Origin of the sequence: Paenibacillus caui, assembly GCF_019904135.1 — a bacterium.
GTDB classification, from domain to species: domain Bacteria; phylum Bacillota; class Bacilli; order Paenibacillales; family Paenibacillaceae; genus Fontibacillus; species Fontibacillus caui.
Genome location: NZ_JAIOGQ010000007.1, coordinates 72,691 through 98,088, shown reverse-complemented (window position 1 = coordinate 98,088; position 25,398 = coordinate 72,691). Strand labels below are relative to the sequence as shown.

Genomic DNA, 25,398 nt, shown 5'->3' with positions numbered 1-25,398 from the left:
GACCAGACGCTTCCTGTTCTTGACACTGCAGCGACACTCGAATAGAATTAACGCTGTAAGTGAACACTTGCATTAAAGAAGGGGAAATCAATGAGCAGCAATCCAAATACCAGTGATAGACTTCTATTGGCAGCAATTGATCTCATGGCCGAGAAAGGGTATGACGGTACGACAACCAAGGAAATTGCCCTTGCTGCCGGAGTGAACGAAGTTACGTTATTTCGTCATTTCGGAACGAAGCAGAAACTGCTGGAGGCCGCGTTCAACCGTTATCATTATGCCGAAGAGATGACAAAGCTTTTTAATGAATCCCTTATATGGGAACTCCATTCGGACCTTCTCACGATCAGCCGAACGTATCATAGAATCATGAATCGGAACAGAAAATTAATTTTTATCGCTCAAAGAGGCAGCAGCAGTCTTCCGGAAGAGGTTTATCGGGAGGCCGGGCGCCATCCTAAACATCTGAAAAATCTTTTAACGAGGTACTTAATTACAATGGCGGAACAGGGCAAGGTGTTGACGACGAATCCTGAAATGCAGGCGTTGTCTTTCATGTGGATGAATTACGGCGCGTTTATCAGCAGCTTGCACGAACAAGACCCCACTCCGGAAGGCTCGTTAAACGAATTTATCGAGGAGAGCGTACGGCTGTTCTCTAGGGCATTGACTCCCTAGCATTTTTTATAAAGTTGATTGCAAGTATTATATTTTTGCTTCACTGATTCGTCCTCGGCAGAATGCGGAAGAGGAAATAGTGGTAAAATAAAACAAAGGGGTAAGTCATATGAAATTAATAACGAAAGGAGCAGGTGAAGGATGAGGGATCTGTTTAACCGGGCGCTGTCGCTTGGGCTTGGACTTGCGGTGCAAAGCAAGGAGCAAATCGAGAAGGCGGTTGACGAGCTGGTAAAGAAAGGCGAGCTCTCGCGCAGCGAGTCGTCGGATGTGGTCAATGACCTTGTCGCCAAAGGACAGGAAGCAAAGCGCAATATCGAGACTATGGTCAACGAACGAGTACAGAAAATGATCGGAGCACACAACTTTGCGACCAAGGAGCAAGTGGAGGAATTAACGAAACGGGTTGAGCTGCTGGAGCAAAAGCTGAACCAGGACAAAGCCGAAGGGTAGCGTCAGAGAGATCCGGGCTGCTCCGAGAGGAGGAATGGGATGAAGGCGGGAAAACGGGTGAGGCACCTTCTTCGGTACCGGGAAATTGCGATGGCGCTTGCCCGCAACGGTTTTGGCTATATGGTTCACGAGCTTGGCTTTCCTGACAGCGTTCCATTTATCGGAAGGGGCCGGAATACCCCGGTGAAAACCCGGGGGGAGCGGATTCGTCTGATCCTGGAAGAGCTGGGACCCACCTATGTGAAATTGGGGCAGATCGCCAGTACCCGGCCTGATTTAATTCCGGCGGACATCGTCGCGGAGCTGGAGAAGCTGCAGGACAAGGTCCCTCCATTTCCCTATGAGCAATCGGCCGCAATTATTGAAGAAGAATTAGGCGGCAAAATTGGCGAACTGTTTCTCAGGTTCGAGGCCGTGCCTATGGCTGCCGCATCGATAGGACAAGTCCATGAGGCCGAGCTGAAGGATGGAACGAGGGTTGCGGTGAAGGTGCAGCGTCCGGATATCGAAAAAATGGTGCGCACCGATTTGGACATTTTGGCGGAGCTTGCCCGAATCGCCGAGGACCGGCTGGAATGGGCCAAAAATTACAGGGTACGCGAAATTGTAGAGGAAATTGCCAAAGTGCTGCTGGCCGAGCTGGATTACAATGCGGAGGCGCGAAACGGCGAAAGGTTTGCTGCTCAATGCAAGCGGCCCGGGTCCGTGACGATTCCGAAAGTATATTGGGACTACTGTACACGCCGGGTGCTGACGATGGAATTTATTTCAGGCATCAAGCTGTCGGATACGGATCGTCTGGTTCGTGCCGGAATTGACCGGAAAATGCTGGCGAACCGGATTGCGTCCGTTATTTTTCATCAAATTTTAGTGGAAGGATTTTTCCATGGAGATCCCCATCCCGGCAATTTGCTCGTGCTTACGGGCGGAGACCTCGCCATGCTGGATTTCGGTATGGTGGGCCGCTTGTCCCCCGAGATGAAGCAGCACTTCGCATCGATGGTCATTGCATTAAGGAACCAGAACACCAGGGGAATCTTAAGGGCGATCTCTGCCATGGGCATTGTTCCGGACGATGTAAAAGAAGCCAAGCTGCGTCAGGACGTGGATGATCTGAGGGAAAAATATTATAATGTCCCGCTCAGCCAGGTCAGCATCGGAGAAGCCGTTAACGATTTGTTTCGGGTCGCCTTCCGCCATCATATTGTCATTCCTCCGGAAATGACCCTGGTCGGGAAAGCTTTGCTGACGATGGAAGGGGTTGTTACCGCCCTGGATCCGGATATCAGCATATTTGATATCGCTGAGCCTTACGGCCATCTCCTGCTCAGGGACCGGTTCAATCTGGCGAAGGTTTTCAGAAGGTGGGCGGATAACATTCCGGATTATTTGGACCTGCTGAGTGATGTGCCGAAAAGCCTGAAGGTTTTGAGCTCGCTGATGAAAAAGGGCAAGGTTCAGGTCGAGGTTACCGCGCCGGAACTAAACACCATCCTGGGCAGGCTGGACCGGATCAGCAATCGGGTGTCTTTCAGCATCGTTCTATTATCGTTCAGCATTATCATGATGGGGCTGATTATTGGTTCGTCCATGGGACATCAGCAGTCGGTCCTATGGGATTTCCCCGTGGTCGAGATCGGCCTCGGTATTGCAGGACTGCTTGTCCTGTGGCTCATCTATGCTATTTTCAGGTCCGGAAGGTTTTAAGTGGACCAAAGCGGGCAACCACCGGCGGCAGGCTTCAGCAGCCTCGCGAAGCCGGTGGTTGTTCATAATTAGGCGAGAAACAGGGCGGGTTGCCTTTATGGGTAGTCTTGTCTCAGGCCGGTCTGTCCCTCGCTCACCCGATAGTCGGATGGAGACATGCCGATGATCTTTTTGAACATACGTGAAAACAGCAACTGGTCCGTATACCCGACAGAGTAGGCGATTTCCTTGATAGACAGCTCCGAGCTTTCCAGCAATTCGCAGGCCTTGCTCATCCGGTACCGGCTTAAATATTGCTGTGGCGGCATGCCGGCAGCGGACTTGAACAATTCGGCAAAATATTTACGATTCAGTCCGAGCGTCTGCGCCAGCTCTTCGATTGTTATAGGCCGTGAATAATTAGCCTTAATGAAGCAAATGGCTTGTTTGACATATGCGTTTTTGATCTGGTGCTTCTGGGGAAGGCAGGCCTCTTTGGGCGAAGGTTCGAGCAGGATGGACAGAAAGGCGTACAAGGCGGAGGTCCTCCGCAGCGTGTTGCCGTAAACCTGTTGAGTGGCGTCGAACAGCCGGTCCAGACACTCCGTTATTTCCGCATCCCGCCCGCAGGCGATGACCGGGTAATCATGGGTGAATCCCGCCTGCTGCAAATACGTTTCGACCTGAGTCCCGTTAAAGGCAACCCATGAGAAGTTCCAGGGATCTTCTTCGTCCGCCTGATAATAACAGAGCTCGCCGAGCGACATCAGGAAGGCGCAGCCGCGGGTTAAATGAAAAGTTTCCGTGGCTGTCCGGAAGACGCCCTTCCCGCTGCAGTTTCCTTATAAATATAGCGGTTCAACCGAAGTAACAACCCAAGTCTATGAACATATTGCAAAGGGACTGCTTAGATTTTTCCCTATTGCAAATAAAGGAAAACTGTATTATTGTTGTACATACAAAATAAATGAGGATGATCTTAGCTATGAATGACAGCTTTTTGCACAATTGCTTATTTTTCACGACTAATCGTTTAAGCCGGGCCATCACCAAGATCGCTGAAGAAGAGTTCGCGCCGACAGGACTAACCCCGATGTACGGTTATCTGATTCTGCTGGTTAATGGAACTCCGGGTATATCGCAAAAGGAATTGGCCGAGAAGCTGTACATCACCCCTTCTACCTTGACGCGCTTTATCGACAAGCTGGAGGGCAAGCAATTGGTGGAGCGTAAAGGGCAGGGCAAGACGGTCCTTGTATATCCGACGGATAAAGGCAAAAGTCTGGAAGAGTCCATACGCGATGCCTCTAAGAATTTGCAACGCCGGTATGAAGCGATTCTCGGGGCCGCCGTCTCGGATGAGCTGACGAAGGACAACGAGATGGCCAGTGAGAAGCTGGAGAGAAAATAATATTTTCTCGAATAATATGTTGTTTGTACAACCAAAATAGATAAAGGAGTGGATCTTTTGTGAATACATCAACAACAGCAAAATCGCCTAAATTTTTTTACGGATGGCTTGTGGTCCTGATTACCTTTGTCGTGCTGCTTGTGTCGGCGGGAATCCGCTCAATGCCAAGCATTTTTATGCTCCCGTTCGAGGATGAATTCGGCTGGAGCCGGGGAGAAATCTCCAGCGTCGTATCTCTCGATATTTTACTGTACGGTCTGATGGGGCCGTTCTCTGCCGCTCTGCTGGAGAGGTTTGGTATTCGCCGGATGCTGCTGGTTTCTCTGGGCGCTTTGGCGGTCGGGCTTTCGATTACACCTGTCATGACGGCTTTATGGCAGTTTGAGCTGCTTTGGGGGCTGCTTGCCGGACTTGGTACCGGCATGATGGCGAATGTCCTCGGCGTAACGGTAACTAATCATTGGTTTGCAAGGCAAAAGGGGCTTGTGATCGGAATCCTTACGGCCAGCGCTGCGACAGGTCAGCTCCTGTTCCTGCCCTTGCTCGCGCATATCACGGTGACATCCGGCTGGAAAAATGCCATTTACGCGGCGGTTGCGGTTCTTGTTGTTCTGTTGATTGCCGTAGCGGTCTGGATGCGGAACCATCCTTATGATGTCGGGGCTGCTCCCTACGGAGCGGAAGAGCTTGTTAAACCTGAACCTTTTCAGGGGAACCTGTTCCTTGCGCCGCTGCTTGCGCTCCGTTCGGCCTTTCGCAGCAGGGTGTTCTGGCTGCTGGCCGGTACCTTTTTCTTCTGCGGTTTTTCAACGAACGGCTTGATTGGCACACACCTTATTCCCGCTAGCGGCGATCATGGCATTCCCCAGGTAACGGCGGCCGGGCTGCTGGCCCTGATGGGCTTGTTCGATCTCGTTGGCACAACGCTTTCGGGGTGGCTCTCCGACCGGTTCGACAGCCGCTGGCTGCTCTTCTGGTATTACGGACTCCGAGGCTTGTCTCTCCTTTATTTGCCGTATGCGCTGGATGCCAATTCAGCTATGCTGATGATCTTTACGGTGTTTTACGGCCTGGACTGGATTGCGACTGTTCCGCCAACCGTCAAGCTTGCCACGATGGAATTTGGCAAAGAAAAGGCGGGCATGATATTCGGATGGATTGCAGTTGCTCACCAGTTGGGAGCTTCGGTAGCAGCTTATGGAGCTGGCGTCATGAGGGATATGCTCGGCAGCTATACCTTGCCTTTCCTTGCGGCTGGCTTGGTATGTCTGTTCGCGGCTGTTATGGCGATAAAAATTGGAATTTCCAAAAATAAGGCTGAGGCGCCTGCCTGACAATCTTGGAATGCCGGGCGGCGATTGTGTTTATCCGGCCTTCATGTGATAATTAATTTTTACCCGAATGTTTGAAAATGAATTGTTGGAGGTTGGCCAGGCGCGTGAACCGGTTTCCGTTTGATTATGATCCTTCCAGACCTTTTGTAGAGCAGGTAGGCGAGTGGGTTGGAGATGTATTTTATGAAGTGCTTCCCGAGGCGGGCTTTGAAATCCGCGATGAGCAAATTTATATGGCTTATCAGCTCGAGCGGGCTTTTGCGGACAAAATGCCGATTTTTGCCGAGGCGGGCGTCGGCACGGGCAAGACGCTGGTCTATTTGCTCTACAGCATCTGTTATGCCCGTTATGCGGGGAGACCCGCGGTCATCGCCTGCGCGGATGAATCGCTGATTCAGCAGCTTGTGAAGCCTGAAGGCGATATCGCCAAGCTGGCTCTCCACATGAATATGGAGATCGACGCCCGGCTTGCCAAATCGCCGGACCAATATATGTGTCTGAACAAACTGGACCAGGTCCGAACGGGCAGTGAAGGGAGCTTGCCGCTTGAGCATCTGTACGGCAGCTTGCCGGACTTTGTGCATTCCTATGCGGCTATGCAGGAGTTTCACCCTTACGGGGATCGCAACAATTACCCCGAGCTGAGCGATGAGCAGTGGAGCAGGGTCAACTGGGATTCTTTCCAGGACTGCTTTGCCTGCGAGCAGCGCCATCGCTGCGGCCAGACGTTATCGCGCGACTATTACCGGAAAGCGGCGGACCTTATCATTTGCTCTCACGATTATTATATGGAGCACGTATGGACCTATGAAGGACGCAAGCGGGAAGGCCAGCTTCCTCTGCTTCCGGAGCATTACGCGGTCGTCTTTGACGAAGGGCATCTGCTCGAAGCCGCAGCGATGAAGGCGCTGGGCTACAAGATGAAGCATGTCGTCTTTGAGGAGCTGATCAGCCGGCTCCTTCAGAATGAGATCCGTGAACAATTGGCCGTGCTGATTGATGAAGCCATCCAGCAAAGCGACCTGACGTTCGAGATCCTTCGCGGCCAAAGCCGCAGCATTCCGGGCTCTGACCGAAAGAGCGTGGAGCTGAGTGACAAGCTGCTGCGGGAGATTCGCCGGTTCCGGGATATCCTTGCGACTATTGAGGAGGAACTGGTGTTTGAAAGCGAGCTGTATACCCTGGACAACTACCAGCTGCGCATCGTGGAGCAGCATCTGGAAATGATGGGAATAGCGCTGAAGCTGTTCGAAGAGTCGGGCGCCCTGATTTGTTGGACGACCGAAGACCGTGATGGACTGACGCTGTGCATCATGCCAAGGAACGTCAAACAGGTGCTTAAGGAGCGTGTGTTCAGCCGGGACATGCCGATTGTTTTCTCCTCCGCCACCCTGTCGGTGGACAAATCGTTCCGCTATGTGGGAGACAGTCTTGGCGTAAAGGAGTACTTGTCTTTTTCCGTCGATTCTCCTTACGATTATGAAAGTCTGATGGAAGCCTTTGTACCGGAGCTGCCGGAAGGTAGTCTGGATGCAAAAGTGGATACTGCCTTGAAGCTGATCAACCGGACGCAAGGAAGGGCGCTTGCGCTGTTCCGGACCCGGGAGGAGCTGCTGCAATTCAAGCAGAAGTGCAGCGGCAGACCCGAAGGAAGTTTGTTCCGGTTTCTGTATGAGGGCGATGGAGAGATCAGCCATTTGATATCGGCCTTCCAGCGGGACGAGCACAGCGTGCTGTGCGCGGTCAGCTTGTGGGAAGGGCTGGATATACCGGGGCCATCGCTGTCCAATGTTATTCTGTGGTCTTTGCCTTATCCGCCGCATGATCCGGTATATATGGCGAAGCGGTCCGAGTCGTCCGCCCCGTTTGAGGAAGTCGATCTGCCGTATATGCTGCTACGGCTTAAGCAAGGGATTGGGCGTTTGATCCGCTCGAGCGAGGATCGAGGGATCGTGGCCATCCTTGCCGGCGAAGACGAACTGCACAAGGTGCGCGGGTTCATCGCCTCCGTATTGCCCAAGGGAGTGCAGCTAAAGAGACTTGCAGCCGAGCGTATATAGTCGTATTCATATAATTGGTTGCAGGCAGTGAGCTTCAAGTTCGATTTGAAGCTTTGAGAGAGTGATGAGAGCGGGAGGGGAACCTATGTCATCCGATGAAATGCTCGATGTTTTCAACGAGCAGATGGTAAAGACAGGGACGGCCAGCCGCCGGCAAGTGCATGCCGAGGGACTGTGGCATCAGACTTTTCAATGCTGGGTTGTCAATATGCAGGAACCCGGCAACCCGGGGCTGGTCTTTCAGCTGCGCGCAGAGGATAAGGACACATTTCCGGGGAAATTGGACATTTCCTGCGCGGGACATTTGCTTGCGGGGGAAACTCCTGCTGACGGCATACGGGAGCTGGAAGAAGAACTCGGAATAACTTCCGAAGCCGGGGAACTGATCTACTGCGGTATGGTAGCTCAGGAAAGTCTGATATCCGAGCAGTTGACCGACCGGGAGTTTAACCATGTATTTTTGCTGGAAAGCAGAGTACCGCTCAAGGAATATCCGTTCCAAAGGAGCGAAATTTCCGGCTTGTTCCTGATCGGGCTACAAGAGTACAAGGCGCTCCTGAATGGGGAACAAGAAGAAATCCAGACCCGGGAAGGCGTGCTGCTTAACCGTGTGAAGGGAACGTGCGGCAGCATGAACAAAAGGGTGACGCTGGCAGATTTTACGCCGAATTCCGAAGCCTATTACCGGCTGTTGTTTGGCACGATTGACAAAATAAACGCCGAACAAAAATGATGGAAGAGAGCTGACAGCGCAAGGAGTGAGATAGGGAACGGCAGCGTTTTCCCGGAACGCGTGCAGCCTAATGCAAGAGACCCGTCCAACGGTAGTTCGGACGGGTCTTCCTATTATACGGTACGTTTTCTCAAGGGCTCAGGAAGAAGCGGATCTGATTGTCATTTCGACCCGGGGAACAAGCGGCTTAACGCGCTGACTGCAGGTGTGGCGCAAAGCGGTTTTCTAGGTTACAATGAACTCCAAGATAATCAAGGAGCAGGAGCAGAAGCAGACATGATAACCTTGGAGAGAATCAAGACAGGACAGGTTCGATGGGAAATGCAGATTATGAATTCAGATCCATTTTTTAACCGGGTAACCAAAGGAAAAGAGTCGTTTGCGCTGGAAGAAGCGCTTCAGGAGATTCAAGAGTCTGAAGAACTCGGTGCAGAACGATATTTTATACTGAATGGCGATGAACGGATCGGGATGCTGGAGTTTTTGATGAAGAATCCGGCCGATGGCTGCACCTGGCTTGGACTCTTGCTGATCGACAAGAAATATCAGAGGCAAGGCTACGGCAGATTCGCATTTGAGCTGTTCTGCAGCATGATGAAGGATCGAAAAGTCAGCGGATTTCGGATTGGCGTCGCCATAGACAATGACCCCGCCCATCGATTCTGGGAAAATTTAGATTTCAAACCGATTGAGCATAGAAAGAAGCCCGATGGCAGGGAAATCGTCATTTATGAACTGAATATATGAAGGTGAAGAGAACGTCCATTTCGGACGTTTTTTTGCTTTAAAGACTTCATACGTTGCCGGGAGTCGGAACAGCGTGTCTGAAGTCCCTCGAAAAGAGAGCCCGCTCTGGGAATTTTTTTTGTATAGGCTGCGAAACATAACATGACTAATCAAGAGATATCCAGATATTTTTAAAGAATAATAGATATTTTAGCGTTTTCATGCTTGGAAATGAGTCTTGGAGTGCTTTTTTTCGTTAAAGTATAATGGAACCCTAGGCGTTGCACCGGATTAAAGATTTAAAATTATTCATTAAGGAGGATTAGTCTTTGTTTTTTGGACAGCTGAACAAGAATTGGTTTTCGAACGCGCGCACCGATGTACTCTCGGGGATGACGGTCGCGCTTGCGCTCATTCCCGAGGCGATCGCCTTTTCGCTTGTGGCCCAGGTCAGTCCGATGGCAGGATTGTATGCGTCCATTACAATGGCGATTGTGATCGCTTTTGCAGGTGGAAGGCCGGGCATGATTTCCGCAGCTACCGGAGCCATCGCATTGCTGGTAACGGGGCTTGTGAAGGAGCATGGTGTAGAGTATCTCTTTGCCGCAGCTGTGCTGGCTGGCGTTTTTCAAATTATACTGGGATCGCTTAAGCTTGGCAGGTTTATAACCTTTGTTCCGCGGCCGGTGATGACAGGGTTCGTCAATGCGCTTGCCATTCTGATTTTCATGTCCCAGCTTACGCACTTTAAGGGGCAAGGATGGATCATGTACGCGCTCGTTGCGCTGACGCTTGTCATCATTTACGTCGTTCCGAAATTGACGAAGGCCGTTCCCCCAGCGCTTGCGGCAATTGTGGTCGTCTCTGTGCTGACGATAGCCTTCCATCTGGATGTCTACAAGGTTGGCGATATGGGTGCGCTTAGCCGTGATTTGCCGACGTTCCATCTGCCGGATATCCCACTGACGTGGGAGGCGTTTCTTATTATTTTGCCTTATTCTGTTTCTATGGCTTTTGTCGGTCTGCTCGAATCGCTGATGACGGCGATGCTGATTGATGATATTACGGATACGGCCAGCGATAAAAACCGGGAAATGCGGGGACAAGGCATGGCCCAGATCGTGACTGGATTTTTCGGAGGTATGGGCGGTTGCGCCATGATCGGACAATCGATGATCAACATCAAGTCCGGCGGAAGAACCCGTCTGTCCACCCTCGTAGCAGGCGTCTTTCTGCTTATACTGCTCGTGCTTTTTGGCGATATTGTCAAGCAAATTCCAATGGCTGCTCTCGTCGGCGTCATGATCGTTGTATGTATAGGTACGTTTGACTGGAAATCGGTTAGCGGGTTGCGCAAAATCCCGCTCCCCGATGCTATAGTCATGGTTGTGACTGTAATTATTGTCGTAGCAACGGACAATTTGTCGATTGGTGTTGCAGCAGGAGTTCTTTTAAGCTCGGTTGTATTCGCCTGGAAAATGGCTATTGTTAAACTTCATTCAACGATTAAGAACGATGGAAGCAAGGTTTACACCGTTTCAGGCCCAATGTTCTTCGGAACGATGCATCATTTTATGAGCGAATTTCATGTGGCCGAGGATCCGGAGCGGATTATCATCGATTTCTCGAAAACGCATATCTGGGACCAATCGGCTGTTAACGGAATAGCCAGAGTGATTGAGAAATACGAGCAAAACGGGAAAAAGGTGATGATCCAAGGCCTGAACGAAGAGAGCAGGGCGCTTTTAGAACGGATCGGGCTGGCAGCGCCGGAGGGCCACTAGAATTAAAAGGTCAGAGAAGCGTGGAAACCAGGCCATAATGAAACCGCCTCGTCATGAGGCGGTTTTTTGCCGATCCATGGATTGCCCAAAGGAAAAGGCCTCAAGCAGCTTCCAGTACAGTGCGCTATGCCAAAGCTCCCCGCTTTAGCAGCCTTTTAATGCTGTGGTTGGACTCCTTCAGCACGGTTTGCTTATCCAGCGTTTTCATGACCCCGTTCTCCATAACGATCCGCCCGCTGATAATGGTGGTCTCCACGTCCGCCCGTGTGGCCGAATAGACGATTCGGGAAATCGGATCGACGTCATAGGACGGGAATGTGTGAAAGTTGAACAGGTTGAGGATCGCAAGGTCGGCCTTCTTCCCGACTTCGATGCTGCCGATCTCTTTGTCCAGGCCGACGGCCCGTGCGCCGCCAATTGTGGCCATCCGGAAGACCGTTCTGGCATCCATGACCGTCGGCCCGTGCTGCGGCTTCTGAATGAGCGCCGCGAGCCGCATTTCGTTGAACATATCCAGATTGTTGTTGCAGGGAGCGCCATCGGCGCCGATGCTGACGGAAATATCCCGCGCCAGCAGATCCGGCGTTTCCGCAATGCCCGAGGCCAGCTTGAGGTTCGAGCCTGGACAATGGCTCACGCGGACCTTCCGGTCGTGCAAAATCCGCTTCTCCTCCTCATCCAGCCAGATGCAGTGGGCCAAAATGAGCCGTTCATTGGCAAGGCCGATATGATCCAGATACACGATGTTGCGCATGCCGGTATTGGCCTGAACGATTTCAATTTCTCCTCTGTTCTCGGAGGCGTGCGTATGCACCATTACATTATATTTTGCGGATAAATCACGAACCTCTGTCAGCAGCGGTTCCGTACAGGAAACGACAAAGCGTGGAGAGAAGGCGTATTTGATCCGGCCGTTGTCGTAGCCGTTCCATTTCTCCAGCAGATCCACGCTTTCCTGAATGGAGGCGGCCGTATCTTCCTGAAGCGGCAGGGGAATGTCATCGTCCTTCCGGTCCATCATCACCTTGCCCGAAAGGGCGCGGATTCCGGATTCGGCAATGGCCTTTAGAGCGGAATCGGTATGATGGACGGTCTCCATATCGACAATGGTTGTCGTGCCGCTCTGGATTAGTTCGCCGATGCCAAGCAGGGCGGAGTAGTAGATCGATTCTTCGTCGTGCGCGGCTTCAAGCGGCCATATCCGGTTCCTTAGCCAATCCATCAACTCGAGATCGTCCGCCTTGCCCCGAAACAGCGTCTGGCATAAATGGATATGCGTCTGTACAAATCCCGGAATGACTGTCCGTCCTGACGCGTCGATCGTGCGGTAAGGCTGTGGAGGATTCAGGCGTTCGCCGATCCCGGCAATCAGACCGTTTTCAATCCATATATCTCCGTAAATGATATCTTCGGCCCCATTCATCGTAACGATTTCGGCATTTTTGATCAGCAAGTTCTCCATGTATTTATATCCCCCTACTGAAAAGTCTGATTTCACTGGCAGTTCTATAGCTTATTCTCGATTATCGCTCGAAGCGGCACGGATGAACAATGAGAATAATGTATCTCATTTATAACACATTTTTATCTCGCAGACCCGTCAGACGTCAAGTAATGACAAAATGAAACTTTCTTTGTCCGATGACCGTTTACTATGAAGGTGCCTCTCACCGATTAAACAGGAAGGAGAAAAATCATGGCACAAGCAACGCTGCCCAAACGTCAGGAAGCGCGGGCGGGCATGAAGAGAAGAAAGAAGAAGAAACGGAGTCTGTTTCGTCTGTTGTACCGGACGTTATTATTGATAATTTTGATGGGAGCCATTGGGGCATGCTGGTTATTCTTCACCGATTCCGGCAACAATTTTCGTTACCTTGTAGCGGATACATTAATTACGACCCAGCATCGAAAATGGGCCAAGTACATTATTGGGGAAGATGGACTCAAGAAACGCGTAGCGGAGTATAACCAAGAATTTGAGCAGATGGGAATGGAAAAAGATACGCATACCATCCAGATGCCTGTTTCGGACCAGTCGGAGGAACAGAAACCGCTTGTGGAAATTGATACAATTTCAGGAAAAAGCTATCGCGGTTATGTCATGACTGTCCATGATCCGACCAAAATCCGGCTGGGCGTGCCGGCCAAACGCGGCAAGGGCGAGAAGGTGTCGAGCATGGTGCAGCGGCTTGGCGCGGTCGCGGGCGTGAACGCCGGCGGATTCGACGACCCGAAATGGAAAGGGAACGGCTTCAAGCCGATCGGTGTCGTCATTTCGCAAGGAAAGCTATATTATAATGGACTGGGGAATAGCGACTCCACCCAGATCGTAGGCATTGACAAGCAGGGGAAAATGATCGCGGGGCACTATACGCTCAAGGAACTGAGCGATATGAATATACAAGAGGCGGTTACTTTCAAACCCCGAATTATCGTTAACGGGAAAGGCCAGATTAAAAACCACAAGGACGGGTGGGGCATTGCGCCGCGAACAGCGATGGGTCAGCGCGAGGACGGAGCTATTATCTTCGTGATCATTGACGGACGCCAGCCGGGTTACAGCATCGGCGCGGACCTGTACGATGTGCAGAATATCATGCTTGAGCACGGCGCAGTGATTGCCGCAAATCTGGACGGCGGTTCGTCTACGGTTCTTGTCAAGGACGGCGGTATTGTCAACCGCCCATCATCCGAGCACGGGGAACGCTACCTGCCGACAGCTTTTCTCGTATTCGACCATCCCGAAGAGGCCGACATTTCGAACGTGTGGGAAGGGCTGACCTCAAAGGATATCGACGCCGGCAAAAAATAAGATGCGGTCCGGCCTTTGGCCAGCGGGTTAAGAAGCCTTCCTTGAAAGGGATTTATCCAACCAAGGAAGGCTTCTTTTTGTTTGGCTCTACGAATCGCGTAGAATACTCCACCTTATGTATCAATTCGTGCAGGTTTTGATTATTTTCTAACTTATAAACAGGAACCTGAAATATTCATGGGTAATTTAGATAAATGTGGATATAGAATGACGTACGTATCCGTTGGCAATCTCTTAAAGATAAGAAAGAGATATTATTGCGATTGTTCCGAAAACGATTGTACCGCCAACAGAAATCCACTTTGGAGCTTTCCCCGCCCAGTATCCAGCAACTTCAAGAACAGTATTAATAACCGCCAATAAACAAGCGCCCGAAGTGAATTTGGGATTCACAGCACCAACAAAGTAAACAACACTAACAGAAACCTAAAGAGCAGTTAGCATGTAACGGAAAATGGATTGATTGCGGTTTAAGTTTTGAATATGAGGTGCATGTATCCCATAAAGAGTGTTGTCAGTTTGTTTATAGGAAAAGAACATGCCAATAGCGGTTATTATTTGAATAGCACTAAGAAAAAGAAGGTTTATAGTTATCAACATTAGAATCACCTCATTGTCTAAAATAAGCATGTATTGTATTTAGAAAAAGAATGGTGAAACTTATCTATGTATCCTTCTGCATCATTACTTGCTGATTCAAGTTCAATAACAGACAGTTTTTTGATTTTCTCTATAAGACCTTTGTTTATTTAATGAACACTCCGCCAAAGGGGATGACTTCACGCAAAATTCTTTTGAACAGCCCCTCGTCCTCCAGGTTCTCTTCCAGCTTCCTGTTCTCCCGGCCGGCCTGCAGCAGCACGGAGCCTTGTCCGGTCATTTTCCAATGATAGTTCATATGCTGGCTCGCCAGATGGTTGCCGTAGACGGACAGCTCCATCCGGGCATTCTCCGGATAAGCGATGACGCTGCCCGCCTGAACATACAGCGGTTCAACCGGATGAAGCGCCGCTTCAACGACGCATCCTTCGGTCAGAATGCCGATTTGTCCCTCCCCGGAGAACTTCATCTTGATGGCGTCCCGGGTAATAAACATATTTTTGACGCTCAGGATTCGGGATTGCATGGCAATGCCGTCGCTGTAATGGAACAGATGGCGATAGTCGTACAAGAGATCGCTCCCTGGATCAAGAGTAATCGGCTTCAGGCTGTAAGCGGCCGGAAGGGCGGCAATGAACTCGCAAGGGCCGGAAAAGTCGGCCCGGATGAGCTTTTTCTTGCGGTACATGCCCTTCACGTTCATCAAGCGGTCAACCCGTCCCTTGGCAGGACCGCGGTAAGCGATAACTTGTCCCGGGTGGAGCACATGCGCCGTTTCCCCCTCCCCAAGACGGAAGGTGACGGCTTCGCCGGAGACTTGCGCATGGTCCGTTTCGAATTGGATGTCCACAGCTTGTCCCCCTTTATTTACGAAGCTTGAAGCGCACGACCCGTAAAAATACAAAATAACCGGCGAACAATCCGAGCGCGGTATACAGCATGATGCGCAGCTTGTGGGAGGTGGCTTCGCGCGCCTCGTTTGCATCCTTCAGCATATTCACCGTCTCGGCCAGCTGGCGGTTTTGCTGCGCCAATTGTTCATTCTGCTGTTTCAGCGATTCGCTTTGCTGACGGTAATCTTCAAGGCTGCTCTGCGCCTGTTCCAACTGTAGCGCTGCGGAATTGTAATCCTCCTTGAGCTTGTTTATATCGGAAGGAAGCTCCGAGAAATCCTTAATCCCGTTATACATATCGTTAAAGTAGCCGGCCTTGGCAATGGGCGTATCCGGAGCGGCAAACAGCAGTGCAGGGGCGAGGATCAGTGCGGCGAGCAGGCAGCGTGCTGCAGGATGAAGTGTTTTTTTCATAAGAGGAGGCAGCCTCCTTTCAAATCTGGTCGGAAATAGTCTATACAATAATACGTCATTATGGGCCGTAAAGTTTCCATATTCTGCGGTTGCTTCGACAATTTCCTTGGTGGCTTGCGGAATTTTTTGTCAGCTAGCAAAAACGCTGCCGGTACTTTCGGGGGGATACCCCCTCGTATTTGACAAAGCAGGAGGTGAAATAAGCGGCCTGGTTAAAGCCCACCTCCTCGGCAATCCGCGCGATGGACAGATCGGTCTGCAGCAGCAGCAGCTTGGAGCGTTCCAGCCGGTACCGCATCAGATAGGCGGCCGGGGAGCAGCCGAATGTTTTCTGCATGCAGCGCGCAATGTAGACCGGATGGAAATTAACGCTTTCCCCGAGCGCTTTGGCAGTCACTTCTTCCCGGTAATGCTCCCGCAAATAAGCGGCGGCGCGTTCGGCGCAAATGGAATGGGCCGCAGGGGCTTCGCTTAAGGCCGAATCCGCGAGCAGGCGCAGCACGTCCTGAAAGAGAAGCTGCTGCTTGAAACGGCTGCCCGCTACATGAAGCGATTTGCCGAGCAAGGTCAGTTCGGCAAGCGTATCGTTCATGCTACCGGGCTTCGGCAGATGTACGTACTGGGGAATCAGCTGCGTAAATTCGGTTGTCTGGAAGGCAGGCAGAAAGACGGGCGTTCCCGATGAATCCGCATCGGGTTCGGCCGCTGTCTGGTCATCGAGCTGGCACCAGGAACCGCTGCTCTGAAAATGGAGCCAGTAGTAAGAAGTGTCTTCCCGGCATTCGGCCGTCGAATAGTGGTAGCGGTCGGGCAGCAGAATCAGGCAGTCTCCGGAGGAGACGTCATATTCGTGGTCATCTTCGCCAATATAAATGCAGCCGCTTACGACAAACAGCAAATCAAATACCCCGGTATTGCGGCGGCTCCCGTGTCTTGTCCCCTGAGGGAGCAGCCCGTGATCACAAACAATAAAATGCGGAAGCGGAGGTATCGTGAACCTAAGCATCGGCATCAGATCGTCCCCTTGCGATAAGGAATTTATAAGGTTGGAAAAATGAAATTATTGGTTGTAAAAATGATAGTTCCGTTTCAGTATAGCATCTATAATTTGTCTCAGACAAAAACGTGAAGAGGAAATGGCAGATTCATTTCTTTCCCTTCGGGAGGTTGTAATGTTGAAAAATCGGGCGACTGACAAATACTCCATGTGGATGCTGGCCTGGCCTATTTTTATTGAACAATTTCTGCAGTTTCTGCTCGGAGCGGTAGACACGCTGATGGTCAGTCATTTGTCCGACAACGCCGTGGCCGTGGTGGGCTTCTCCAACCAACTGTTTAACGCGCTAACGACGTTGTTTGTAACAGTAGCCAGCGGGGCAGGCATTCTGATTGCGCAGAAGATCGGATCGGGGAAGGAGGAGGAGGCAAGAACGGTCGGCGTTATTGCCGTTAAAGCCACCCTGCTGATCGGGGCCGCGCTCAGCGTGCTGCTGATTGCTATTCCCGGGCCGATTGCTCGCATTCTCCAGCTTCCCGAGGAGCTGCTGCCGCTTGCCAAAACCTACATTTCCATTGTCGGAGGCGGCATGATCCTGACGGCCATCATGACGGCGCTAAGCACGGTCATCCGCAGCACAGGCAATACGCAAGCTCCCATGTTCATAGCCGCAGGGATGAACGTGGTGCATATTTTAATGAACTACTGCTTTATCTTCGGCGCGTTCGGCTTTCCGCAGTGGGGTCTCACAGGCGTAAGCATCTCCACGGTAACCAGCAGGCTGCTGGCTTGCACCGCGCTGTTCGTCATCTTCCTGAATGCGTTCTGCCGAAAGATCGGAGTCAAGGATATAAGGCTGTTTGACCGCAAGCTGTTCAAGGAAGTGATGGATATCGGCTGGCCGCTTGGCGTGAACACGGCAAGCTGGGTATTCTCGCAGCTGGCCATCTTCTCTTTCCTGGCCATGCTCGGGACGAAGGAGCTGGCGGCCCGAACCTATATGAATACACTGGAATCGTTCTGCTTTCTGCTCGGTTTTTCCATTGCACTGGCGGTTCAGATTCGGATTGCCCATCTGTTTGGCGGAGGCAAAACAAAGGAGGCTTACAGGGCTGCTTATAAAGCGCTTGCAGTCGGACTTCCGCTCGTAACCCTGAATGCGCTGCTGCTGGTGCTGTGCGGCAGAAGCATCCTCAGCCTGTTCACCACCGACCCGGCCATCCTGGCCATTGCAGGTTCGCTGCTGTGGCTGAATGTGCTGCTGCAGCCGGGCAAAATGCTTAACATGGCTCTGGGAAACTCGCTAAATGCTCTCGGCGACTCGCTTTTTACGATGGCTATTTCCGTTATCTTTATGTGGGCAGCGGCAGCAGGCGGTTCCTACCTGTTCGGGGTAACTTTCGGCTTTGGGATTACCGCGATTTATGTCAGCATGATCACCGATGAATATATTCGGGGCATGCTCTCCCTGATCCGCTGGAGAGGGCGCAAGAAGCTGCGCATGAGGGAGAAGGAGCTGGAGCTCGAAGCGGCGGGGCGCTGGCAGATGGATAGCAGCGCGAGCGTGCAAACGGGGCCTGGCGTCAATACGGCGGCAGAAGCCTGATGTAAGGCGCGTCATAAACAAACAACCCCTAAGCCTGTGAATCAGGCTTGGGGGTTGTTTGGCTTACGGGCGGGATGAGTGCACATTCGGCACCTGTATCCCGGCTGTAAAAGGTTATCTCTATTATTTTGCTGCGTTATAACGTTTTTCAACTTCAGCCCAGTTGATGACGTTCCAGAAAGCAGCGATGTAATCAGGACGTTTGTTTTGGTATTTCAGGTAGTAAGCATGTTCCCAAACGTCCAGGCCCAGGATTGGAGCAGCGCCTTCCATAATCGGGCTGTCCTGGTTAGGCGTGCTGGTTACAGCCAGCTTGCCGTCTTTGACAACAAGCCATGCCCAGCCGCTGCCGAAACGGGTTGCTGCCGCTTTGGCGAAGTCTTCCTTGAACTTGTCGAACCCGCCGAGCTCGCTGTCGATGGCAGCTGCGACATTGCCTGTAGGAGCGCCGCCGCCGTTTGGTCCGATGATTTCCCAGAACAGGGAGTGGTTGGCGTGGCCGCCGCCGTTGTTGCGAACTGCAGTACGGATGCTTTCAGGCACGCTGTCCAGGTCTGCAATCAATGCTTCAACGCTTTTGCTTTGCAGTTCAGGCGCGCTTTCCAGTGCCGCGTTCAGGTTCGTCACGTATGTATTGTGGTGACGGTCGTGGTGAATATTCATTGTCGTTTCGTCGATATGCGGTTCAAGAGCGTTTGCCGGATAAGGCAGTGGTGGCAATTGATGAGCCATGATAAAATTCCTCCTTAGGATTGGATCGTAATTTGGTTATTCAAAGAACTTACATATAGCATTGTAAAAAACTTTTCCGACTTAGTCAACATTTATGTTTCATAAGTCGGAAATGGAAGAAAATCATGGATGGGCCGATCCGGAGGACGGCGAGATCACATAGGCGCAGCATCCGCCTCCCTTGGCGAGGCATTCCGTCCGGGTGACGCTGGTTCCAAGCAGGGACTGAAACAGCTCCAGCTCGCAGTTGCAGGCCTGATTATATTCGTTAGCAACTTGAAAAATCGGACAATTATGTTCTTTCAGCACAAATTGCCCGTCTTTTGTTTCTTCGCATTCGGCCATATAGCCGTTCTCGTTCTGCATTTCGGTTAACAGCCTGACTTTGCCGCGGAGATCCTGTCCGGCCGCTCTCATTCTCGGCTCATAGTTCTTCATCAGCTTCAGCTTGCGCCGCTCGAACAGCTTCCCGATCATTTCTTCGCCGACTTCGTCCGCAAGCTCGCCAAGCAAATCGAGCGCTACCTTGTGATAGGTTTTGGGGAACATGCTGTCGGCATGGTCCGTCAGCGCATACTGTGAAGTGGGCCTGCCCATCGCCTGGCGCTGCAGCCTGGGCTCAATTAGGCCATCCCGTTCGAGATTACCGAGGTGGCGGCGCACCGCCATCTCGGTAATCTGAAGTTCGACTGACATTTCCTTGACGGTTAAAGGCCCGCGTGTCTTGAGCAGATAGAGAAGGTGCTCCCGTGTTGGCAATTCTTTCATTTTGTTCAAAGGGGAACCTCCATTTTCTCATACTTGTAGTCTTCAGGAGCATGATCACGGCATTCCGCAGAGCAGAAGCGGTAATGCGCATCCTCGCATTCTTCACAGCAAACATGCTGCAGGTTGCAGGTCGGACAGTTAATATATCGGTCATGGGGCTTGCCGCAATGATAGCAGCTGGCGATGACGACATCTTCGTCGGTCCGGTTGATCGGCACGGAAATGCGTTCATCGAACACATAGCATTTGCCGTCGAACAAGCGGCCCTGGACATCGGGATCCTTACCGTAGGTGACGATACCGCCTTCGAGTTGGGACACGTCCTGAAAGCCTTCGTTCATCAGGAAACCGGTCAGCTTCTCACAGCGGATGCCGCCTGTGCAGTAGGTAAGCACTTTTTTATCCTTGAACTGGCTTAAGTTATTGCGAATCCATTCCGGAAACTCGCGGAACGATTCCACCTCCGGCCGAATGGCTCCCCGGAAATGGCCGATTTCATATTCGTAATCATTGCGGCCGTCAATGACGACAACGTCCTCCTGCTGGAGCTGCTCATAGAAATCCTGCGGGGATAGGCGCTTTCCGCTCTTCACATTAGGGTCAAGGGGCTGATCGTACCGGAAGGTGACCAGCTCCTTTTTATGGCGGACAAACATCTTTTTGAAGGCATGCCCCTCTGCTTCATCAATTTTATATACCATGCCCTTGAACAGGGGATTTCTGCGCATATCATTCATATACTTCTCCGTTTGTTCCCAGGTTCCCGACACGGTGCCGTTAATTCCTTCGGAAGCAATGAGGATCCGGCCTTTCAGGCCCAAATCCTTGCAGTATTGCAGATGCTCCGCCGTAAAGGCCTCGGGATCGTCAATATGGACAAATCTATAGTACAGCAATACGCGGTACTTAGGGTTATTCAACATGTTTGTCTCCTCTATTCTATTTATAAATAAACCGGAAGAAGCAGTGGCAAGAAGGCTTACGTTGAACCGGCACCTTTGCCACTGCGTTGTTCGCATGAATTTGCAACTTTCGATAATGTCCGATTGTAAGCTATTAAGTATAGTTAGTCAACATATAAGTATAATAAGTGTAAAATTGGCAGTCCGGGAGCGATGATCTCCATATAAGAAAAACATCCGGGCAAAAGCCGTGATTGGCTTTACCCGGATGTCTCCATGCTTTGTCGTTATGAACTTTAAGGTTAATTGGCCTGCCGGTCCGGGAGCTGCTTGACATAGCTATCAGATAGCTGGAGCAGCTTCAGGGCGCGGTTATATTCGTCTTCTGTGGTCAGCGCCTGCGTGACGCCGTCTTTGGCAAGCGGATACTGGTCTCCATCCTTGTACCATACCCCCGGCATAAAGAGCGCCTTATCGTTCAGGAATGAACCGGAAGGGAGATAATACCGCTCGGGCAGCAGGTTGTAGGTTTGGTTCAAAATGTCCTGACCGAAGTGAATTTGGTCATCCAGAGAAATGCCCAGCAGATTGGCTGCTGTCGGCATTACATCGACCTCGCCGCCTACATGGTCAATAACGGCAGGCCCTGTACCCGGCAGGGACACAATGAACGGAATATTGATCATATCGATATTGCTGTAGGGGCGACCGTAGATTTCTTCCATCAGGGCGAGCTCATCCTTGTTCAGCGAATACTTCGGCAGCCCCTGGTGATCTCCGTACAGCATCACAACACTGTTATCCCAGATCCCTTTTTCCTTGAGCTGCTCGATAAACTGTCCCAAGCACCAGTCGGCGTAGTTTTGGGAACGGATATAATCGCCGACCATCGTATTCTGGTACCGCTCAGGCAGCGTGATTCTATCAAGCTCATGCGGTATCGTAAACGGGTGATGGGCCGTCATTGAGATAATCTGGGTGTAAAAAGGCTTGGCGCTTGCCTGCATCTTTTCCAGCTCGGGCATGGTTTTGGCATACAGCACTTCGTCGGTTGGGCCGAAGAATACGGTATGATCGGTGCCAAAGAACTTCTGGTCATAATACCGGTTCCAGCCAAGCGCCTTGTACAGCTCTCCGCGATTCCAGAACTCGACGACGTTCGTATGGAATGTCGCCGTATCATAGCCGTTCTTCTGAAGCAGCTTCGGTAAGCTTGGCAGCTGTTTGTCCGGATAGTTCTGGGTGGCCGCTTCGTTCGGCGGAATGTAAAAGGATGTGTTCACCACAAATTCCGCATCCGACGTATTGCCTTGTCCGACCATTTGATAGAAATTAGGGAAATAAAGGCTTTCGCCTGCCAGTTTGTTCATAGTCGGCGTAATTTCCTGGCCGTCGATCTTCAGGTTGATCAGGAAATTCTGGAACGATTCGAGCTGAATGATAATCAGGTTCTTTCCTTTTGCAGCGGCATAATAAGCGGGGTCCACAGGCTTGCTGGTTCCCTTCAGCTTGTCAATCACCGACTGATTAATTTGTTTGGCATCGACCAGGTGTTCTTTTTTGCTGGAAAGAATGGTATATGCCTCATAATTGAGAATGCCCATGGATTCCGCTTTTTTGATCTCGTTCATGCTGGCGCGGTTTGGCCAAATATTAAAAATGCACAACGCCAGGCATAGAGCGAAAAGGGCGGATACAGCCACTCTGTGGCTCCGGCGCAGCTTCGGCTCAAGCCCCCGCTGTTGTTTACGGAGCCGGGCGATCCGGATCAGTACGATACCCAGGACAACAATATCTATAAAGATCAGCAAATAATAAGGGTCAAGCAGCGAGAATACGCTGTTCTTCACAGCTGTAACCTGGTTCACCTGCTGAAGCGCGTGATACGTAACGATCACGCCGTAATATTTGTAATACATAATGGCAGCGAAAAAAATGCCTGTCAGCAGTAAATTGACGATTAGGTAGTAAAGCGTTTTCCGTTTAGATGCAAAATACTCAATCAGGCAGAAAGTGACCCATATGAAAGGAATCTCTTTCAGCAGTGGAGATAGTGGAGGAATGCCATCAAAGATGGACATCCAGGCCAGATAACTCTTCACTATTAAAAGCAGCGAGAAAATAACGAACGGTCTTTTTCCGCTGAACCATTTGAAGAGACGGTTAGTTGATGATGACACGTTTGCTACCTGCCTTTCGGAGACAATTTAATAGATAAAGCAAAAGCACGGGTACATACATCATACTCCGAAAAGGCATCACAATAAAACCGATGCTTGCCCTCTAAAACGCACTAATGACCTTAAATTTGCAGGAAGTAGAGGATAATTCCAGAAAAAAGGGAAACAAAGCACAGAAAAGTCTGAATTGGGAAATATCTGGGAATCAATTGTTCGTTCGGACACTGTTTTGCTGCCTTGGTGATTGGTTATTGACTGAGGTCTCCGTAATTGGTACATTAAGGATATCCTAATTAACAGGGAGAGATTTTGATGTTGGTGACCGTTCTTAACTAAGCAATTTCATAAGATCGACTTCGGCAGCAGGGCGCCTTCTGTGAATGTATATGCAGAGGCAGTCTCATTTAGGCATGTCCGGAGCGTTCGTTTTGAAATTAGTTAAGAACACGCGGAACATCATTGTCGCCTTCTTCAGGCGCCATATGTCTTTGGAATGATCCAAAACCGTGCTGCATTCTTTAGCACGGTTTTTTTGATGCATTTCGGGAGGGCGGAACCTGGAGAGAACAAGAGGGGCAAGGAATGACTTCGTTCATTCTTTGCCCCTTTTTGCATTTTAAAAAAGGAGGCATCACACGGATGGAAGAACAAGAACAAACATGGCTTACGCTTGAATACGGAGAGGTGGTCAAGGAACTCGGCAGGCACGCGGTTTCCTATGAAGGGAGAAGAAGAATCTCGGAGCTGGCGCCTTCGGACAATCCCGTAGCGGTAGCCAGGATGCTCGCGGAAACGGCGGAGGCCAAAGCGCTCATTGAAAAAGGAGCCAGCGTTCCCCTGCCATCCCTGGGTGGCATCGAATTCGTCGTTTCGCTCCTCGGCACCGGGTACCTGTATGCCGAGCAGGATTTCAGCGCGGTCAGCCAGTTTCTGCGCAGCTGCTCCCAACTGAAGCGATACATGACGGGCAAGGGAGAGATCGCTCCGACCATTGCTTCCTATGCTTTATCGCTGTGCGAGGAGCAGCGGCTGCAGTCGGAAATCGACCGCTGCATCCGGCATGGACGCATTGAAGACGGAGCGAGCCGGGAGCTGGAGAAGATCCGCCGCAAAATAAGCGGAGTCAAGGAACGCATTCAGAAGCGGATGCAGTCCGTTTTGTCCAAATACGGATCTATTCTGCAGGAAAACCTGGTGAGCACCCGCGACGGGCATTATGTGATTCCTGTGAAAAAGGAATATTACCGCCAGGTGAAAGGCAATGTGCTGGATCAGTCAACAAGCGGACAAACGGTGTTTGTGGAACCGGACGAAATATCGTCGCTGCAGTTTGAACTGAGCGGGCTGCTCGGCGATGAATCCCGGGAGGAAGCCAAAATACTGGCTATGCTGACCGGATTGCTGGAGTCCTCGGCGCGGGAACTGGCCCTGAATATTGAAATCACGGGGATGTACGATTTTCTCTTCGCCAAAGGCAAGTTTGGAGTGGCCATTGGCGGAAGGAGCGTCCCGGTGAATGACGCGGGATATACCCGCATCTGCGGCGGGAAGCATCCGAAGCTTCTCGGCACCATGGTGCCGCTTGATATTGAAATCGGGGCCGAAGCGAGAGGGATGATCATTACGGGGCCCAATACCGGCGGCAAGACAGTCGTGCTGAAGACGCTCGGTCTGCTTACGCTGATGGTCCAGTCCGGACTGCTCGTTCCGGTGGATGAAGGAAGCTGCTTCGCCGTCTTCCGGAATATCCGCGCCATCATTGGCGACGGGCAGAGCCTTGAACAGTCCTTAAGCACCTTTTCGGCGCAAATCGCAAGCCTTGTCCGGATGCTGGACACCGCGGACCGCTCCAGCCTGATGCTGATTGATGAGCTGGCGGCAGGGACCGATCCGGCGGAAGGGATGGCGCTGTCTATTGCCATTCTGGAGGAACTCGGGCGTAAGGGAGCGGTGGTGGCGGTGACAACGCATTTCAATGAACTGAAGACCTTTGCCTCCCGAACACCGGGCTTCCGGAACGCCCGGATGGAATTCGATCCGGTATCGCTGAAGCCGCTGTACCGGTTGACGATCGGGGAGGCCGGAAAAAGCTATGCGCTTGAGATCGCGCAAAGGCTGGGGATGGACCGGCGCGTGGTTGAACGGTCCCGATGCCTGATGACACATCGTTCGGAAGCGGAGCATGAAGCGCCGGCTGGGTTAGCGCCTGAAATGCCCGGAACACCGGCTGGAACGGAACAAGCAGCTGAAGCGGCAAGCCATGAACCGGCCGGAATCGCCGCAGACCGGCAGCCGGAGAAAGAGGGAGAATCGCAGTCCGGCAGCGCCAAACAGCCTGCAGTATTTGAACCGGGAGACGCCGTATGGGTCACCTCCTTGGGCAAAATGGGTATCGTATGCAGCCCCAAGGACAGCCAGGGGATGATAGGCGTACTGGTCCAAAAGCAGAGGCTGAAGGTCAACCATAAACGGCTTAAACCTTATATCGCCAAGAGTGAACTGTATCCGGCCGATTATGATATGGACATCGTCTTTGAAACCAAGGAGAACCGCAAGCTCAAGAAGCAATTCGGCAAAAGGCATGTGGAAGGGAAGATGATCATAAAGGAAAAAGATTAGACAAGAAAGA

Annotated in this window: 21 protein-coding genes and 1 pseudogene; 12 read left to right on the top strand and 10 right to left on the bottom strand. The window is 51.4% G+C overall.

From position 1 onward, the window contains the following. Positions 1–90 precede the first annotated feature (90 nt). The 3 genes from K7397_RS06135 to K7397_RS06125 all read left to right on the top strand — a co-directional run bounded on the left by K7397_RS06135 (position 91) and on the right by K7397_RS06125 (position 2,838). A complete protein-coding gene (locus tag K7397_RS06135; RefSeq protein WP_223067067.1) occupies positions 91–678 on the top strand; it encodes a TetR/AcrR family transcriptional regulator in 588 nt (195 codons plus the stop codon). Between the two features lie 141 nt (positions 679–819). Then, positions 820–1,131: a phasin family protein gene (locus tag K7397_RS06130; protein WP_223067066.1), complete on the top strand. Its 312-nt coding sequence runs from the start codon at positions 820–822 to the stop codon at positions 1,129–1,131. Positions 1,132–1,170: 39 nt separating this feature from the next. Then, positions 1,171–2,838, top strand: a complete 1,668-nt coding sequence (locus K7397_RS06125) for an ABC1 kinase family protein (RefSeq protein ID WP_223067065.1) — start codon at positions 1,171–1,173, stop codon at positions 2,836–2,838. 95 nt (positions 2,839–2,933) lie between these two features. On the opposite strand, the gene K7397_RS21815 is transcribed toward K7397_RS06125, so the two are convergent. Both K7397_RS21815 and K7397_RS21810 read right to left on the bottom strand, forming a co-directional pair. Further along, on the bottom strand, positions 2,934–3,353 hold the full coding sequence (locus K7397_RS21815; protein WP_273545580.1) for a helix-turn-helix domain-containing protein: 420 nt from the start codon (positions 3,351–3,353) through the stop codon (positions 2,934–2,936). Next, a pseudogene (locus K7397_RS21810) lies at positions 3,351–3,638 on the bottom strand (AraC family ligand binding domain-containing protein); the annotation flags it as partial. The pseudogene K7397_RS21810 and the gene K7397_RS21815, both read right to left, overlap by 3 nt. Positions 3,639–3,802: 164 nt before the next feature. Here K7397_RS21810 and K7397_RS06115 point away from each other — a divergent pair. The 6 genes from K7397_RS06115 (at position 3,803) to K7397_RS06090 (ending at position 10,865) form a co-directional block, all read left to right on the top strand. Beyond that, on the top strand, positions 3,803–4,228 hold the full coding sequence (locus K7397_RS06115) for a MarR family winged helix-turn-helix transcriptional regulator (protein ID WP_223067063.1): 426 nt from the start codon (positions 3,803–3,805) through the stop codon (positions 4,226–4,228). Between the two features lie 59 nt (positions 4,229–4,287). Next, positions 4,288–5,562 (top strand): MFS transporter, encoded by a 1,275-nt coding sequence (locus K7397_RS06110; RefSeq protein WP_223067062.1) that lies wholly within the window; start codon positions 4,288–4,290, stop codon positions 5,560–5,562. 104 nt (positions 5,563–5,666) lie between these two features. Continuing rightward, positions 5,667–7,622, top strand: coding sequence for an ATP-dependent DNA helicase (locus tag K7397_RS06105; RefSeq protein ID WP_223067061.1), 1,956 nt, complete (start codon positions 5,667–5,669; stop codon positions 7,620–7,622). Between the two features lie 85 nt (positions 7,623–7,707). Next, the gene (locus tag K7397_RS06100; RefSeq protein ID WP_223067060.1) at positions 7,708–8,355 is read left to right on the top strand and encodes an NUDIX hydrolase; all 648 of its coding nucleotides are present in this window, start codon (positions 7,708–7,710) and stop codon (positions 8,353–8,355) included. 276 nt (positions 8,356–8,631) lie between these two features. Beyond that, positions 8,632–9,102: a GNAT family N-acetyltransferase gene (locus tag K7397_RS06095; protein ID WP_223067059.1), complete on the top strand. Its 471-nt coding sequence runs from the start codon at positions 8,632–8,634 to the stop codon at positions 9,100–9,102. A gap of 308 nt (positions 9,103–9,410) precedes the next feature. Next, the gene (locus K7397_RS06090) at positions 9,411–10,865 is read left to right on the top strand and encodes a SulP family inorganic anion transporter (protein WP_223067058.1); all 1,455 of its coding nucleotides are present in this window, start codon (positions 9,411–9,413) and stop codon (positions 10,863–10,865) included. A gap of 124 nt (positions 10,866–10,989) precedes the next feature. Here K7397_RS06090 and K7397_RS06085 read toward each other — a convergent pair whose 3' ends face one another. Continuing rightward, positions 10,990–12,327 (bottom strand): 5'-deoxyadenosine deaminase, encoded by a 1,338-nt coding sequence (locus K7397_RS06085; RefSeq protein ID WP_223067057.1) that lies wholly within the window; start codon positions 12,325–12,327, stop codon positions 10,990–10,992. Between the two features lie 234 nt (positions 12,328–12,561). Here K7397_RS06085 and K7397_RS06080 point away from each other — a divergent pair, with 234 nt between their 5' ends. Continuing rightward, on the top strand, positions 12,562–13,677 hold the full coding sequence (locus K7397_RS06080; RefSeq protein ID WP_223067056.1) for a phosphodiester glycosidase family protein: 1,116 nt from the start codon (positions 12,562–12,564) through the stop codon (positions 13,675–13,677). 745 nt (positions 13,678–14,422) lie between these two features. Here the strand turns inward: K7397_RS06080 and K7397_RS06075 are convergent. The 3 genes from K7397_RS06075 to K7397_RS06070 all read right to left on the bottom strand — a co-directional run bounded on the left by K7397_RS06075 (position 14,423) and on the right by K7397_RS06070 (position 16,596). Beyond that, positions 14,423–15,127 (bottom strand): AIM24 family protein, encoded by a 705-nt coding sequence (locus tag K7397_RS06075; RefSeq protein ID WP_337926682.1) that lies wholly within the window; start codon positions 15,125–15,127, stop codon positions 14,423–14,425. A 13-nt stretch (positions 15,128–15,140) separates the two neighbouring features. After that, positions 15,141–15,584, bottom strand: a complete 444-nt coding sequence (locus K7397_RS21350; RefSeq protein WP_237690713.1) for a hypothetical protein — start codon at positions 15,582–15,584, stop codon at positions 15,141–15,143. Positions 15,585–15,717: 133 nt separating this feature from the next. Next, entirely contained in the window at positions 15,718–16,596 is an 879-nt protein-coding gene (locus K7397_RS06070; RefSeq protein ID WP_223067054.1) for a helix-turn-helix transcriptional regulator, read from the bottom strand. A gap of 160 nt (positions 16,597–16,756) precedes the next feature. Between K7397_RS06070 and K7397_RS06065 the strand changes: the two genes are divergently transcribed. After that, positions 16,757–18,187: an MATE family efflux transporter gene (locus tag K7397_RS06065; protein ID WP_223067053.1), complete on the top strand. Its 1,431-nt coding sequence runs from the start codon at positions 16,757–16,759 to the stop codon at positions 18,185–18,187. A gap of 123 nt (positions 18,188–18,310) precedes the next feature. On the opposite strand, the gene K7397_RS06060 is transcribed toward K7397_RS06065, so the two are convergent. From K7397_RS06060 to K7397_RS06045, 4 genes are all read right to left on the bottom strand, one after another. After that, complete coding sequence (locus tag K7397_RS06060; protein ID WP_223067052.1) at positions 18,311–18,919, bottom strand: superoxide dismutase; 609 nt, start codon at positions 18,917–18,919, stop codon at positions 18,311–18,313. Between the two features lie 123 nt (positions 18,920–19,042). Then, positions 19,043–19,687, bottom strand: a complete 645-nt coding sequence (locus K7397_RS06055) for a helix-turn-helix transcriptional regulator (protein ID WP_337926686.1) — start codon at positions 19,685–19,687, stop codon at positions 19,043–19,045. A 5-nt stretch (positions 19,688–19,692) separates the two neighbouring features. Then, positions 19,693–20,610 (bottom strand): oxygen-dependent tRNA uridine(34) hydroxylase TrhO, encoded by a 918-nt coding sequence (gene trhO, locus K7397_RS06050; protein ID WP_223067050.1) that lies wholly within the window; start codon positions 20,608–20,610, stop codon positions 19,693–19,695. Between the two features lie 281 nt (positions 20,611–20,891). Then, positions 20,892–22,769, bottom strand: a complete 1,878-nt coding sequence (locus tag K7397_RS06045; protein WP_337926681.1) for an LTA synthase family protein — start codon at positions 22,767–22,769, stop codon at positions 20,892–20,894. Positions 22,770–23,408: 639 nt separating this feature from the next. Here K7397_RS06045 and K7397_RS06040 point away from each other — a divergent pair. Beyond that, positions 23,409–25,388, top strand: coding sequence for an endonuclease MutS2 (locus tag K7397_RS06040; RefSeq protein WP_223067049.1), 1,980 nt, complete (start codon positions 23,409–23,411; stop codon positions 25,386–25,388). The last annotated feature ends 10 nt before the right edge of the window (positions 25,389–25,398 follow it).

What these genes read in the sequence shown, in the direction of transcription:
- K7397_RS06135 (WP_223067067.1), top strand. Translation starts at nt 91, where the DNA reads ATGAGCAGCAATCCAAATACCAGTGATAGACTTCTATTGGCAGCAATT.
- K7397_RS06070 (WP_223067054.1), bottom strand. Translation starts at nt 16,596, where the DNA reads ATGCCGATGCTTAGGTTCACGATACCTCCGCTTCCGCATTTTATTGTT.
- K7397_RS06085 (WP_223067057.1), bottom strand. Translation starts at nt 12,327, where the DNA reads ATGGAGAACTTGCTGATCAAAAATGCCGAAATCGTTACGATGAATGGG.
- K7397_RS06065 (WP_223067053.1), top strand. Translation starts at nt 16,757, where the DNA reads ATGTTGAAAAATCGGGCGACTGACAAATACTCCATGTGGATGCTGGCC.
- K7397_RS06040 (WP_223067049.1), top strand. Translation starts at nt 23,409, where the DNA reads ATGGAAGAACAAGAACAAACATGGCTTACGCTTGAATACGGAGAGGTG.
- K7397_RS06080 (WP_223067056.1), top strand. Translation starts at nt 12,562, where the DNA reads ATGGCACAAGCAACGCTGCCCAAACGTCAGGAAGCGCGGGCGGGCATG.
- K7397_RS06095 (WP_223067059.1), top strand. Translation starts at nt 8,632, where the DNA reads ATGATAACCTTGGAGAGAATCAAGACAGGACAGGTTCGATGGGAAATG.
- K7397_RS21350 (WP_237690713.1), bottom strand. Translation starts at nt 15,584, where the DNA reads ATGAAAAAAACACTTCATCCTGCAGCACGCTGCCTGCTCGCCGCACTG.
- K7397_RS06100 (WP_223067060.1), top strand. Translation starts at nt 7,708, where the DNA reads ATGTCATCCGATGAAATGCTCGATGTTTTCAACGAGCAGATGGTAAAG.
- K7397_RS06130 (WP_223067066.1), top strand. Translation starts at nt 820, where the DNA reads ATGAGGGATCTGTTTAACCGGGCGCTGTCGCTTGGGCTTGGACTTGCG.
- K7397_RS06055 (WP_337926686.1), bottom strand. Translation starts at nt 19,687, where the DNA reads ATGAAAGAATTGCCAACACGGGAGCACCTTCTCTATCTGCTCAAGACA.
- trhO (WP_223067050.1), bottom strand. Translation starts at nt 20,610, where the DNA reads ATGTTGAATAACCCTAAGTACCGCGTATTGCTGTACTATAGATTTGTC.
- K7397_RS06060 (WP_223067052.1), bottom strand. Translation starts at nt 18,919, where the DNA reads ATGGCTCATCAATTGCCACCACTGCCTTATCCGGCAAACGCTCTTGAA.
- K7397_RS06125 (WP_223067065.1), top strand. Translation starts at nt 1,171, where the DNA reads ATGAAGGCGGGAAAACGGGTGAGGCACCTTCTTCGGTACCGGGAAATT.
- K7397_RS06115 (WP_223067063.1), top strand. Translation starts at nt 3,803, where the DNA reads ATGAATGACAGCTTTTTGCACAATTGCTTATTTTTCACGACTAATCGT.